Origin of the sequence: Roseomonas sp. OT10, from assembly GCF_020991085.1 — a bacterium.
Lineage (GTDB): Bacteria > Pseudomonadota > Alphaproteobacteria > Acetobacterales > Acetobacteraceae > Roseomonas > Roseomonas cutis.
Map to the genome: position 1 here is coordinate 580,178 of NZ_CP087719.1, position 12,503 is coordinate 592,680.

The window sequence follows — 12,503 nt, forward strand, 5'->3', positions numbered from 1 at the left end:
GCCGCCGGCCCCGGCCGGCCCGCCGCTGCGCCCCAACGATTCCGGAACGACCGACGCCATGCCCGACACCCACCAGCCCGCCACGGACCACGTCGTCCGCGACCTCTCCCTCGCCGGCTGGGGCCGCAAGGAGCTGTCGATGGCCGAGGACGAGATGCCCGGCCTGATGGCGATCCGCCGAGAATACGGCAAGGACCAGCCGCTGAAGGGCGCCCGCATCTCCGGCTGCCTGCACATGACCATCCAGACGGGCGTGCTGATCGAGACGCTGAAGGCGCTGGGCGCCGATGTCCGCTGGTCGTCCTGCAACATCTTCTCCACCCAGGACCACGCCGCGGCCGCCATCGCCGCCACGGGCACGCCGGTCTTCGCGGTGAAGGGCGAGAGCCTGAAGGAGTACTGGGACTACGTCCGCCGCACGCTGGACTGGCCCGTGACCGCCGAGAACCCGGACGGCGTGCCGAACCTGCTGCTGGATGACGGCGGCGACATGACCCTCCTCGTGCATTACGGGCTGCGCGCCGAGCAGGGCGACACCGCCTTCCTCGACAAGCCCACGAACGAGGAGGAGGAGGTCTTCTACGCCCTGGTCAAGGAGCTGGTCGCCACCCGCAAGGGCTGGTTCGCCAAGCTGGCCGCCAGCATCAGGGGCGTGTCGGAGGAGACGACGACGGGCGTGCACCGCCTCTACGTGATGGCGAAGGAGGGGCGGCTGCTCTTCCCCGCGATCAACGTCAACGACAGCGTCACCAAGTCGAAGTTCGACAACCTCTACGGCTGCCGCGAATCCCTGGTCGACGGCATCCGCCGCGGCACGGACGTGATGATGTCCGGCAAGGTCGCCTGCGTCGCGGGCTATGGCGACGTGGGCAAGGGCTCCGCCGCCAGCCTGAAGAACGCCGGCTGCCGCGTGATCGTCACCGAGATCGACCCGATCTGCGCGCTGCAGGCGGCGATGGAGGGCTACGAGGTCGTGACGATGGAGGACGCCGCCCCGCGCGCCGACATCTTCGTCACCGCCACGGGCAATGTGGACGTCATCACCATCGACCACATGCGGGCGATGAAGCACCGCGCGATCGTGTGCAACATCGGCCACTTCGACAGCGAGATCCAGGTCGCGGCGCTGAAGAACTACAGGTGGGAGAACGTGAAGCCGCAGGTGGACGAGATCGAGTTCCCCGACGGCAAGCGCCTGATCCTGCTCTCCGAGGGCCGGCTGGTGAACCTGGGCAACGCCACGGGCCACCCCTCCTTCGTGATGAGCGCCTCCTTCAGCAACCAGACCCTGGCGCAGATCGAGCTGTGGACCAACGGTTCGGCCTACGGCAAGCAGGTCTACACCCTGCCCAAGAAGCTGGACGAGAAGGTCGCGGCCCTGCACCTGGAGAAGGTGGGCGCGAAGCTGACGGTGCTGTCCAAGCAGCAGGCCGACTACATCGGCGTGCCCGAGGCCGGTCCCTTCAAGACCGAGCAGTACCGCTACTGACCTGACGGTGTGCTGAGATGACGGGGGCCGCGACGCTGCTGGCGCTGTTCGCCACCGCCCTGATGCTGGGCGGCATGGCCTACTTCGCCGCCGGCGTCGCGCCGCTGGTCTTCACCCGCCTGCCGGCCACCCATTCGGGGCCCTTCATCCGGCAGGTCTTCCCCGTCTACTACCTCTGGGTGCTGGGCACCGCGGCCCTGGCCGGTGTGGCGCTGCTGTTCGTGCGGCCCTTCGACGCGCTGGCGATGTTCCTCGTCGCCGGCGTGGCGGGCTGGCTGCGGCAATGGCTGATGCCGGCGATCAACGCCGCCTCCGACGCGGCGCAGGCGGGCGATGCCGTGGCCCGGCGGCGCTTCGCCCGCGGGCACCGCCTCTCGGTGCTGGTCAACCTGGCGCAGATGCTGGTGGGTGCCGTGATCCTGACCCGCTTCGCGACCTGACGGCCGGACGGGCCCGAGACGCGCCCGGCTGGCCGCGATCAGATCAGCCCTTCCTGCCGGAAGCTCAGGTGGCGGCCGTTGCCGACGATGACATGGTCGTGCAGGTCGATCGACAGGCTCTCGGCCGCCTCGCGCACCTGCTCCGTCATCGCCAGATCCTCGCGCGAGGGCGTGGGATCGCCGCTGGGGTGGTTGTGCACCAGGATCAGCGCGGCGGCGCGCAGCTCCAGGGCGCGCTTCACCACCTCCCGCGGATAGACGGGCGTGTGGTTCACCGTTCCGCGCGCCTGCGCCTCATCCGCCAGCAGCCGGTGCTCCCCGTCGAGGAACAGCACGCGGAACTGCTCCACCCGCTCCCGTGCCAGGGCGGCGGTCAGATAGGCGATCAGCGCGTCCCAGCGGTCCAGCACCGGCCGGTGCATCACCTGCGCCCGGGCCAGGCGCAGCGCCGCCGCGTGCACCAGCTTGATCGCGGAGATGCCATGGGTGCCCAGCCCCGGCACCGCGCGCAGCTCGCGTTGCGGCGCGGCCAGCAGGGCGGCGAAGCTTCCGAAGCGGCGCAGGACGGCCTGGGCCAGGGGGCGGCTGTCCACGGGCAGCACGAAGCCCAGCAGCAGCGTGGCCAGATCCTCGTCGGACAGCGCATCCGCCCCCTGGGTCGCCAGCGCCTCGCGCAGGAGGCGGGGGGCGCAGCCCGGCGGCGGCGGGGGAGGGGAAGCCGGGCTGAGCAGCGGATCCGGCCGCGCGAAGCCATCGGGGAAGCCGGTGGCATCCGCGAAGCCGGGCGACGGCCGGTTCATGCGGCCAGCAGCCCGGCACGGCGCAGGCTGACCGGCTCCGGTCCGCCGAGGATCAGGTGGTCGTGCAGCACGATGGACAGCACCGCGGCGGCACGGCGCAGCCGGGTGGACAGCGCTGCCTCCGGCCGCCCGGGCCCCGTCCAGCCCGCCGGCTGCCGTTGCAGCAGGATCAGCGCGGTCGAGTGCAGCTCCAGCGCCCGGGTGATCACGTCGCGCGGCTGCGGCGCCTCCGTCGCGGCGGGCCAGGGCTCGTCCGCCAGCAGCCGGTTGCGGTTGTCCAGGAACAGGACCCGCAGCGGCGCCGCGCCGATGGGCGCGAAGGCGAGGTAGTCCATCAGCCGGTCCCAGCTGCTCAGCAGCGGTCGCTCGACCGACTCCGCACGCGTCAGCCGCGCCGTCGCTGCCTCCACCAGCTTCAGGGCGGCGACGCTGTCCGGCCCGAGGCCGGGCGCCTGGCGCAGCTCGGCCGGGGTGGCGCCGAGCACGGCGGCAAGGCTGCCGAAGCGGTTGATCGTCGCCTTGGCCAGCGGCTTGGTGTCGCGGCGCGGGATGCCCAGGAAGAGCAGCATCTCCAGCACCTCGTAATCCGGCAGGGCGTCCGGACCGCCGGCCAGCAGGCGGTCGCGCATGCGCGCGCGATGACCCTGGGGGCCGGTGGTGGCGAAGGGCCTCTCCAGACCAGGAGGCGCAGACCGGCCGGGTGGCAAAGGCAGGGAGAGCCCTTCGCCGGGCGTGACGTCTCGGGGCATCGGCAATCCTGTGCGGTTCCGTCCTGGATCGCGCAGGGATTCATGGTTGCAGACGGCGAGGCGTCGCACAACCCACGAGGTGCCGTCCAGGAGGTGCCGCGTGCCGCCGCGTCCGGCACGGCGGAAGCCTTCCGCCCCGCGGTCCGAGATGCGAGGCTGGCGGCCATGAACGGGAAAGCACGCCGGGAGGAAGGGCCACCGCCGGGAGAGGCTGCGCCGGAGCCGCCCCCCTTCCGCGCCACGGACTTCACCGCCGCCGGCGAGCCGCCCCCCGCACGCGCGGTCCGGCCACGGGATGCCGCGACGCTGCTGCTCTGGCGCCAGGGGCCGGCGGGGCTCGAGGTGCTGATGGGCGTGCGCAGCAGCCGGCACCGCTTCATGCCCGGCCGGCTGGTCTTCCCCGGCGGACGGGTGGATGCCGCGGATTCCCGGGTGCCACTGGCCAGCCCGCTGCGCCCGGAGCCCCGGCGCGCGCTGGAACACCGGGCCACCCCGGCACGGGCGCGGGCCATCGCCACGGCGGCGGTGCGGGAACTGTGGGAGGAGACCGGCCTCCGTCTGGGCGATGCCGGGCCGGGCGGCGCCCTGCGGCCGGATCTGGCGGCGCTGGACTATCTCTGCCGTGCCGTGACGCCGCCGATGAGCCCGGTGCGCTTCAACGCCCGCTTCCTCACCGCCCCGGCCGACGCGGCGCAGGGCGGGCTGGCGGGCAGCGGCGAGTTGGAGGCGCTGGGCTGGTACCCCGTCAGCGGCACGCCGGAGCGGGACCTGGCCCCGATCACCGCCCAGGTGCTCGCCGAGTTCCGGGCGCTGATGGCCCTGCCGGAGGTGGCGCGGCCCGGTCGGCCGCTGATCTGGTTCCAGGGGCGCGACCGCCGGCGGCTCGAGGGGCCGGCGCGGGCACGGCCGTCCGCCGCCGCCATTTTGCCGGGCGGCGAATCGGGCTAACCCGGGGGGAGTGTCGCGGTCCCCTGGCGGGACCGATCATCCCCCGGGGAGACCACCGCCCATGAAGACCCGTGCCGCCGTCGCCTGGGCCGCCGGCAAGCCGCTCACCATCGAGACGATCGACGTGGAAGGCCCGCGCGACAACGAGGTGCTGGTGGAGGTGATGGCCACCGGCATCTGCCACACCGACGCCTACACCCTGTCGGGCGCCGATCCGGAGGGGCTGTTCCCCGCCATCCTGGGCCATGAGGGGGCGGGGATCGTGCGCGAGGTCGGTAAGGACGTGCGCAGCCTGAAGCCCGGCGACCACGTCATCCCGCTCTACACGCCGGAATGCCGGCAGTGCAAAACCTGCCTGTCCCAGCGCAGCAACCTCTGCACCGCGATCCGCGCCACCCAGGGCAAGGGCGTGATGCCGGACGGCACCAGCCGCTTCCACTGCGAGCCGGCCGGTGGGGGCAGCAAGCCGCTCTTCCACTACATGGGCTGCTCGACCTTCGCGAACTTCACCGTGCTGCCGGAGATCGCGCTGGCCAAGGTCCGCGAGGACGCGCCCTTCGACAAGATCTGCTACATCGGCTGCGGCGTGACGACGGGCATCGGCGCCGTCATCAACACCGCCAAGGTCTGGCCGGGCGCGAACGTGGTGGTCTTCGGCCTGGGCGGCATCGGTCTGAACGTCATCCAGGGCGCCCGCATGGTGGGCGCGGACAAGATCGTCGGCGTGGACCTGAACCCCGCCAAGGTCGAGATGGCCCGGAAGTTCGGCATGACGGACTTCGTCAACCCGAACGAGGTCGGCAACGACAAGGTGGTGCAGGCCATCGTGGACCTGACCGGCGGCGGCGCCGACTTCTCCTTCGACGCCACCGGCAACGTGAACGTGATGCGCCAGGCGCTGGAATGCTGTCACCGCGGCTGGGGCGAGAGCATCATCATCGGCGTGGCCGAGGCGGGGCGCGAGATCAGCACCCGCCCCTTCCAGCTCGTCACCGGCCGGGTCTGGAAGGGCACCGCCTTCGGCGGCGCGCGCGGCCGCACCGACGTGCCGAAGATCGTCGACTGGTACATGGAGGGGAAGATCGAGATCGACAGCCTGATCACCCACACCATGGGCCTCGACGACATCAACCACGGCTTCGACCTGATGCACGAGGGCAAGTCGATCCGCTCCGTCGTGATCTACTGAGATGGAGGTCGTCTCCCGCGCGAGAAGCTTCGGCGGCACCCAGCTGGTCTGCCGCCATGACAGCGCGGCGACTGGCGTGCCGATGCGATTCGGCGTCTACCTGCCGCCGCAAGCGGGCGACGGCGCGCTGCGCGATGCCAAGGTCCCGGTGCTGTGGTTCCTCTCCGGCCTGACCTGCACGGAGGCGAACTTCACCGAGAAGGCGGGGGCGCAGCGCGTCGCCGCCGAGCTGGGGATCATGCTGGTGGTCCCCGACACCTCGCCGCGCGGCGAGGGCGTGGCGGATGACGCGGCCTACGACCTCGGCCAGGGCGCGGGCTTCTACCTGGATGCGGTGCAGGGCCCCTGGGCACCGCATTTCCGCATGGAGAGCTGGATCACGGGCGAGCTGCCCGACGTGATCGCGGCGGCGTTCCCGGCCGCCGACAGGGCGCGGCAATCCGTCACCGGCCATTCCATGGGCGGGCACGGGGCGCTGACGCTCGCGCTGCGGCATCCGGGGCGCTTCCGCTCCGTCTCCGCCTTTGCCCCGATCGTGGCGCCGATGAGCTGCCCCTGGGGGGTGAAGGCCTTCCGCGCCTATCTCGGCGCGGGGCGGGGGTGGCGCGGACACGACGCGGTGGCGCTGATCGAGGACGGGGCGCTGCTGCCGGAGATCCTGGTCGACCAGGGCACGGCCGACCCCTTCCTGGCCGAGCAGTTGAAGCCGGAGTTGCTGGCCGAGGCCTGCAAGGCCGCGGGCATCCCGCTGACGCTGCGGATGCAGGAGGGCTACGACCACTCCTACTTCTTCATCAGCAGCTTCATCGCGGACCACCTGGCCTGGCACGCGGAGCGGCTGCGCGCCTGACGGGCGGGCGGGGTGGCGGCCGCCGCGCCTCTCCGCTCCCCGCACGGCGGCCCTTCGCCCTTCGTGGGTTCCCGCCCCCCGCGTTCCGCTCTATGCCGCCCCGCTCCGCCCGAGGCCGCCCCGAGGAACCCGATGGACGCCGAACCCGACCTGCACCCGTCCCAGCGTCCGCCCGGCCAGGCGTCGCACGCCATGCCCGCCCCGGCGGCGGACCTGCCCGCGCGCATCCAGGGCCTGGGCGCCAGCCAGATCGCGGAGATCGCCGACCTCGCCCGCGAGGACCCGGCGGTGATCAAGCTGTGGATCGGCGAGGGGGATCTGCCGAGCCCGGAGATCGTCACCGAGGCCGCCGTCGCCGCCCTGCGCGAGGGCCACACGCGCTACACCTACTCGCTGGGCCTGCCGAAGCTGCACGAGGCGCTGTCCGCCTATCACGCGCGGCACTGGGGGGTGGCGGTGGACCCCTCCCGCTTCTCCATCACCGCGGGCGGCATGAACGCGATCATGCAGGCCTTCCAGGCGCTGCTGGAGCCGGGTGACGAGGTGATCTACCACGCCCCCGCCTGGCCCAACATGGTCGAGGCGGCGCGGATCTGCGGCGGCGCGCCGGTCGCCGTCGCCTTCCGCCGCGACGCGCAGGGGGGCTTCGTGCTGCCGCTGGAGGACGTCTTCGCGGCCGTCACGCCGCGCACGAAGGCGATCATCGTCAACTCCCCCTCCAACCCGACCGGCTGGATGATGCCGCGGGCGGACATGGAGCGCCTCGTCGCCTTCGCGCGCGAGCGCGGCATCTGGATCATCTCCGACGAGGTCTACAACCACTTCACCTACGGCAACGCGATCGCGCCCTCCTTCCTCCAGCTCTGCGGCCCGAACGACCGGCTGCTGGTGACGAACACCTTCAGCAAGAACTGGGCGATGACCGGCTGGCGCGCCGGCTGGATCGTCTTCCCCGAGGGGATGGACGCCACCTTCGCCAAGATCGGCCAGTACAGCACCACCTCCATCCCGACCTTCATCCAGCACGCCGCCATCGTGGCGCTGGAACAGGGCGACGGCTTCATCCGCACCATGGTCGGCCGCTGCGCCGAGAGCCGCGCGATCTTCGTGGAGGGGTTGTCCGGCCTGCCGAAGCTGCGGATGCGCGCGCCGGACGGGGCCTTCTACCTGTTCTTCTCCGTGGAGGGGGAGGACGACGCCCGTGCCCTGGCGAAGCGCATCCTGTTCGAGGCCAAGGTCGGCGTGGCGCCGGGCACCGCCTTCGGCGAGGATGGCGCCGGCTGCCTGCGCCTCTGCTTCGCCATCTCGCCGGAGCTGGCCCGCGAGGCAGTGGCGAGGCTGCGGGCGTTCTTCCTGGCCTGATCCGGACAGCGGGATGTCGCGACCCGTCGCGCTGTGGTGTTCCATCGTCGGACCGGGAGGGGACGCTGTCCCCTCCCAGACCCTCCCCTGCCGGGGCCACAAGCGGGCCCCGGTCCCCGCTGAGAGTCTGGTGCTTCCGGTGGGCGTCAGTCTCCGGGCTAAACCCTGACGGAGCGTGGACAGACGGGACTCCAGAAAAGAGTTGTAGGCGTCCGCGAGTGCGGTAGCCGTACCCGCCGAGGAGCATGGCTCCTCGGCGCCTCAACCCCGTCGCAATCATCCGCGCGGCAGCGCCCTTCGGGTCCAGGGCCCGCAGGGTCCTGGCGGAGTGGGGGTACGGGGGCGAGGCAGAGCCTTGCCCCCGGGCCACGGGCGCCAGTCCGGCAGACGTCAGCACATCACGCCGCGCGTATGATGCCGCACCCAAGGGTGGGGGCGCCGCCCCTCTGGGAATCCCCGCCCTTACCCCTCCGCGCGGATGCCGAGGCGTTCGATCAGCCCGCCCCAGCGCGCCGTCTCGGCGGCGATGAAGGTGGCGAAGTCCCGGGACGACAGGCCCATCACCTCGAAGCCTGCCTTCTCCAGCGGGGCGCGGACGACGGGCTCCTTGAAGCCGGCGACGGCCAGCGCCTCCAGCCGGGCGCGATGGGCCTCCGGCATCCCGGCCGGGGCGAAGAGGCCGGACCAGCCATAGGAGGTGGCGTCGGAGATTCCTGCCTCGGCCAGGGTCGGCACCTCCGGCACCTCCGGGGCGCGGCGCTCGCCGGTGGAGGCCAGGGCGATGGCCTTGCCCTCCTGCACCTGCGGCAGCACGGCGCCGATGGTGACGATCATCGTCTCGATCCGCCCGGCGACGAGGTCCAGCACCGCCTGGGGGAAGCCGCGATAGGGGATGTGCTCCATCCGCAGCCCCTCGCGCGCCATCAGCTCGACCATGGCCAGGTGCCCGCCGGAGCCGGCGCCGACCGAGCCGAAGGAGAGCTTGCCGGGATTGGCCTTCACATGCGCCAGGAACCCCTTCAGGTCCCGTGCCGGCACGCCGGGGGCGATGACCAGCAGCTGCGGCGCGCGCACCGCCATGGCGATCGGCCTCAGGTCGCGCAGCGGGTCATAGGGCAGGCTGGGGAAGAGGGCCGGCGCCGTGGTGATGGGACCGTTGATGGACAGGCCGATCGTATGCCCGTCCGTCGCCTTGGCCACGAGGTCGGTGCCGATGTTGCCGCCGGCGCCCGCGCGGTTGTCCACCACCACCGGCTGGCCGAGATGCGACGCCAGGTAGCCGCCGATGGAGCGCGCCACCAGGTCGGGCGTGCTGCCGCCGGGAAAGGGGACCACCAGCCGCACCGGCCGGTCGGGCCAGCCATCGCCGCCCCCTGGGACACCCCCCTGGGCAAAGGCCCGGGGGGCGAGGGCGGTGCCGGCCAGGGCGAGGCCGGTGCCCAGCAGCGGGCGGCGGGAGAGGGGGCGGTGGGGCATGGCGGAACCTCGCTCGGCTTCTTTCCTGCCCCAACAGCACGCCGTGCCCGCGCGCGTCCAGGGTGTGGTCCGGGCGGCAGGCCCCACATCGCGGGATACCGCGCCGCGGGCGGCGGCGGCGCTACGCCCAGAACCCCGCATGCGCGCTGGCGGCGTCCTCCTCCATCGCCGGGCCGAGCACGGCGATGCGGCGCTGGCCGCGCGAGAAGACCTCGCGGCAGGGCAGGGAGAGGGTCGGGTTCTCGGCATGCGCCCCGGTCAGGGCGAGCAGCCGGCGCTCCGACAGGGCGTAGACCACCCGCCCGATGCCGCACCAGTAGATGGCCCCGGCGCACATGGCGCAGGGCTCGGCCGAGCTGTAGAGCGTGGCGCCCTGCAGCGCCTGGGCCGTCAGCCGGCGGGCGGCGCCGGCCGCGGCGACCAGCTCGGCATGGCGGGTGGGGTCGCCCCCGGGCGGGCGGCTGTCATTGCCGGCCTGCACGACCACCTCGCCCTGCGCGTCCGCCACCAGCGCCGCGAAGGGGTGGTGCCCGGCCGCGCGGCTTTCGTGCGAGAGGGCGATGGCCTTCGCGAGCAAGCGCCGATCCGTGTCCGAGAGCGCGTCGTCCATCCCGTCCCCCGCTGCGTCATGGCGGCCAGGATGCACGGGTGGCGGCCGGGGCGCATCCCGGAGACCGGGGATGCGCCGCACCGGGCCGACCCGCCGCCCGCGCCGCGTGGCGGGATGGGGGGCGGCGCCCTCAGGATGGCGCCGTCAGCCCACCATGGACAGGAAGTGGCGCCGCATCCGCTCCGCATCCGGCTCGATGCCGGTGAAAAGGCGGAAGGCCTCCACCGCCTGGAAGGTCGCCATGCCGCCGCCGTCCAGCGTGCGGCAGCCGATCGCGCGCGCCGCCTTCAGCAGCGCCGTCTCCAGCGGGAAGTAGACGATCTCCGACACCCACAGCCGCGGGTGCAGCAGTTCCGCCGGGAGCGGCAGGCCGGGCAGCTTCGCCATGCCGGTGGGGGTGCAGTGGATCAGCCCGTCGGCGGCCGCCACGGCCTCCGCCTGGTCCTCGCCCGCCACGGCGCGGCCGGCGCCGAAGCGCCCGCACAGCTCGGCCGCGAGGTCGGCGGCGCGCGCGGCGTCCACGTCGAACAAGCTCAGCCGCCCCGTGCCCAGGGTCAGTGCGGCATGCGCCACCGCCGCCCCCGCACCGCCGGCGCCGAGCTGCACCACGCGGCCCATCGGGGCGTCCGGCAGGCCGCGCTTGAACGCCTCGGCCCAGCCCCACCAATCCGTGTTGTGGCCCACCGCCTTGCCGTCGCGCAGCACGACGGTGTTCACCGCGCCCAGCGCGCGGGCGTCGTCGGACAGGCCGTCGAGCAGGGGGATGATGCGCTGCTTGCAGGGATAGGTGACGTTCAGCCCGTCATAGCCCATGCGCTTCGCGGCGGTCAGGATCTCCGGCAGGGCGTCGGCGGTGACGCCGAGCCGGTCCAGGTCGATCAGCTTGTAGATCTCGCGCAGCCCCTGCTCGGCGCCCTCGCGCTCGTGCAGGGCGGGGGTCAGCGAGCCCTGGATGCCGGCGCCGATCAGCCCGGCCAGGACGGGGCGTTTCTCCGCCCAGCTCATGCCACGTCCTCCATCAGCCGGGACAGGCGCTGCAGCGCCAGCGGATAGCCCTGGGTGCCGAAGCCGCAGATCACGCCCGTCGCCACGCCGGAGACATAGGAGTGATGCCGGAATTCCTCGCGGCGGTGGATGTTGGAGATATGGACCTCGAAGATCGGGAAGTCGCAGGCGGCGAGCGCGTCGCGCACGGCCACCGAGGTATGGGTCAGCCCGGCGGGGTTGATGACGATGCCCCCCGCGATCTCGCGTGCCTCGTGGATCCAGTCGATGAGCTGGAACTCGGCGTTGGTCTGGCGGAACTCGATCTCCAGCTCCAGGCTCTCGGCCAGCTCGCGGCACTCGGCCTCGACATCCTCCAGCGTCTCGCGGCCGTAGATCGTCGGCTCGCGCTTGCCCAGCAGGTTCAGGTTGGGACCGTTCAGGACATAGACGATTCGGCTGGCGGCCATGGCGCGCTCTCCCCTCTGCCGCGCCCTTGTAGCGCCGGGCGGCCCATGCGGGTCCATCCCTGGGCGAACGGGCTTGTCCGTTTATGTACTATCCGGTACGTCCATGTCAACGCGTGGAGCGCGCAACGTCTCCCGCCCTCCGCGGCCTCCTGCCCAGCCGCGTCGCAAGCTGCTATCGAGGCGGTGGGGCCGAGCGTCGAAACAGGAGGAACCCATGGCCGATCCCTGCATCATCGCCGTCGCCATCACCGGCTCGGTGCCGCGCAAGAAGGACAACCCGGCGGTCCCAATCTCCGTGCCGGAACAGGTGGAATCGACCCACGAAGCCTACGAGGCCGGCGCGACCCTGGTCCATGTCCACGTCCGCAACGAGGACGAATCCTCCTCCTCCGACCCGGCGAAGTTCGACGCGCTGCAGCAGGGCATCCGCAAGCACTGCCCCGACATCATCATCCAGTTCTCCACCGGCGGCCGCGGCCGCTCCATGGAGCAGCGGGGCGCGATGCTCTACCTGAAGCCGGACATGGCCTCGCTCGCCACCGGCTCGGTCAACTTCCCCACCATCGTCTACGAGAACCCGCCGGACTTCATCCGCCACCTGGCGCAGCAGATGCTGGACTACGACATCAAGCCGGAGATCGAGGCCTTCGACCTCGCCATGCTCTACAACACGGTGGACATGGTGAATCAGGGGCTGCTGAAGCCGCCGCCGCACGTGCAGTTCGTGCTCGGCGTCAAGCACGCCCTGCCGGCCAAGCGCGACATCCTGGAGTTCGAGGTCCAGAAGCTGCGCGAGATGCTGCCCGACGCCACCTGGACCGCCGCCGGCATCGGCCGCCACCAGCTGGAGGTGAACCACTGGGCGCTGGAGATGGGCGGCCACGTCCGCACCGGCCTGGAGGACAACATCCGCTGGGACAAGAACACCCTGGCCGAGAGCAACGCCCAGCTGGTGAAGCGCGTGGCCGACCTCTGCGGGACCTACGGCCGCCCCGTCGCCACCCCGGCCGAGGCGCGCGCCCTGCTGAAGCTGAAGCCCGTCCCGGCCGCCTGAACGGACGGCCCCGCGCCCGGCCGCGCGGGGCCTCCGCCCCGATCCCCGGGGGCCCGATCCCCGGGGGCGACCCGCCTCCGGC

13 protein-coding genes are annotated in these 12,503 nt (G+C 72.4%); 7 read left to right on the plus strand and 6 right to left on the minus strand.

Annotated elements, in window-relative coordinates; genetic code table 11:
* Positions 1 to 58: 58 nt before the first annotated feature.
* Both ahcY and LPC08_RS02740 read left to right on the plus strand, forming a co-directional pair.
* Complete coding sequence (gene ahcY, locus LPC08_RS02735) at positions 59 to 1,489, plus strand: adenosylhomocysteinase (protein ID WP_230452965.1); 1,431 nt, start codon at positions 59 to 61, stop codon at positions 1,487 to 1,489.
* Between the two features lie 17 nt (positions 1,490 to 1,506).
* Entirely contained in the window at positions 1,507 to 1,929 is a 423-nt protein-coding gene (locus tag LPC08_RS02740) for a DUF4149 domain-containing protein (protein WP_230451198.1), read from the plus strand.
* Positions 1,930 to 1,967: 38 nt separating this feature from the next.
* On the opposite strand, the gene radC is transcribed toward LPC08_RS02740, so the two are convergent.
* Together radC and LPC08_RS02750 are read right to left on the minus strand one after the other, a co-directional pair.
* On the minus strand, positions 1,968 to 2,729 hold the full coding sequence (radC, locus tag LPC08_RS02745; RefSeq protein WP_230451199.1) for a RadC family protein: 762 nt from the start codon (positions 2,727 to 2,729) through the stop codon (positions 1,968 to 1,970).
* Complete coding sequence (locus LPC08_RS02750; RefSeq protein WP_230451200.1) at positions 2,726 to 3,358, minus strand: JAB domain-containing protein; 633 nt, start codon at positions 3,356 to 3,358, stop codon at positions 2,726 to 2,728. The genes radC and LPC08_RS02750 overlap by 4 nt, the downstream gene beginning before the upstream one ends.
* Before the next feature lie 285 nt (positions 3,359 to 3,643).
* Between LPC08_RS02750 and LPC08_RS02755 the strand changes: the two genes are divergently transcribed.
* The 4 genes from LPC08_RS02755 (at position 3,644) to LPC08_RS02770 (ending at position 7,827) form a co-directional block, all read left to right on the plus strand.
* Positions 3,644 to 4,426, plus strand: coding sequence for an NUDIX hydrolase (locus tag LPC08_RS02755; protein ID WP_230451201.1), 783 nt, complete (start codon positions 3,644 to 3,646; stop codon positions 4,424 to 4,426).
* Positions 4,427 to 4,487: 61 nt separating this feature from the next.
* Positions 4,488 to 5,615: an S-(hydroxymethyl)glutathione dehydrogenase/class III alcohol dehydrogenase gene (locus LPC08_RS02760; RefSeq protein WP_230451202.1), complete on the plus strand. Its 1,128-nt coding sequence runs from the start codon at positions 4,488 to 4,490 to the stop codon at positions 5,613 to 5,615.
* A 1-nt stretch (position 5,616) separates the two neighbouring features.
* On the plus strand, positions 5,617 to 6,465 hold the full coding sequence (fghA, locus tag LPC08_RS02765; RefSeq protein ID WP_230451203.1) for an S-formylglutathione hydrolase: 849 nt from the start codon (positions 5,617 to 5,619) through the stop codon (positions 6,463 to 6,465).
* Positions 6,466 to 6,597: 132 nt separating this feature from the next.
* Positions 6,598 to 7,827: a pyridoxal phosphate-dependent aminotransferase gene (locus LPC08_RS02770; protein WP_230451204.1), complete on the plus strand. Its 1,230-nt coding sequence runs from the start codon at positions 6,598 to 6,600 to the stop codon at positions 7,825 to 7,827.
* A 462-nt stretch (positions 7,828 to 8,289) separates the two neighbouring features.
* Here the strand turns inward: LPC08_RS02770 and LPC08_RS02775 are convergent, their stop codons facing one another.
* The 4 genes from LPC08_RS02775 to aroQ form a co-directional block, all read right to left on the minus strand.
* Entirely contained in the window at positions 8,290 to 9,303 is a 1,014-nt protein-coding gene (locus LPC08_RS02775) for a Bug family tripartite tricarboxylate transporter substrate binding protein (protein ID WP_230451205.1), read from the minus strand.
* 121 nt (positions 9,304 to 9,424) lie between these two features.
* A complete protein-coding gene (locus LPC08_RS02780) occupies positions 9,425 to 9,880 on the minus strand; it encodes a nucleoside deaminase (RefSeq protein WP_370643285.1) in 456 nt (151 codons plus the stop codon).
* Between the two features lie 177 nt (positions 9,881 to 10,057).
* Positions 10,058 to 10,918 carry a shikimate dehydrogenase gene (locus LPC08_RS02785; protein WP_230451207.1) on the minus strand — a complete coding sequence of 287 codons (861 nt, stop codon included), beginning with the start codon at positions 10,916 to 10,918 and terminating at the stop codon, positions 10,058 to 10,060.
* Entirely contained in the window at positions 10,915 to 11,367 is a 453-nt protein-coding gene (aroQ, locus tag LPC08_RS02790) for a type II 3-dehydroquinate dehydratase (RefSeq protein ID WP_230451208.1), read from the minus strand. The genes LPC08_RS02785 and aroQ overlap by 4 nt, the downstream gene beginning before the upstream one ends.
* A gap of 214 nt (positions 11,368 to 11,581) precedes the next feature.
* Here aroQ and LPC08_RS02795 point away from each other — a divergent pair, with 214 nt between their 5' ends.
* Entirely contained in the window at positions 11,582 to 12,421 is an 840-nt protein-coding gene (locus LPC08_RS02795; protein WP_230451209.1) for a 3-oxoadipate:acetyl-CoA acetyltransferase, read from the plus strand.
* The last annotated feature ends 82 nt before the right edge of the window (positions 12,422 to 12,503 follow it).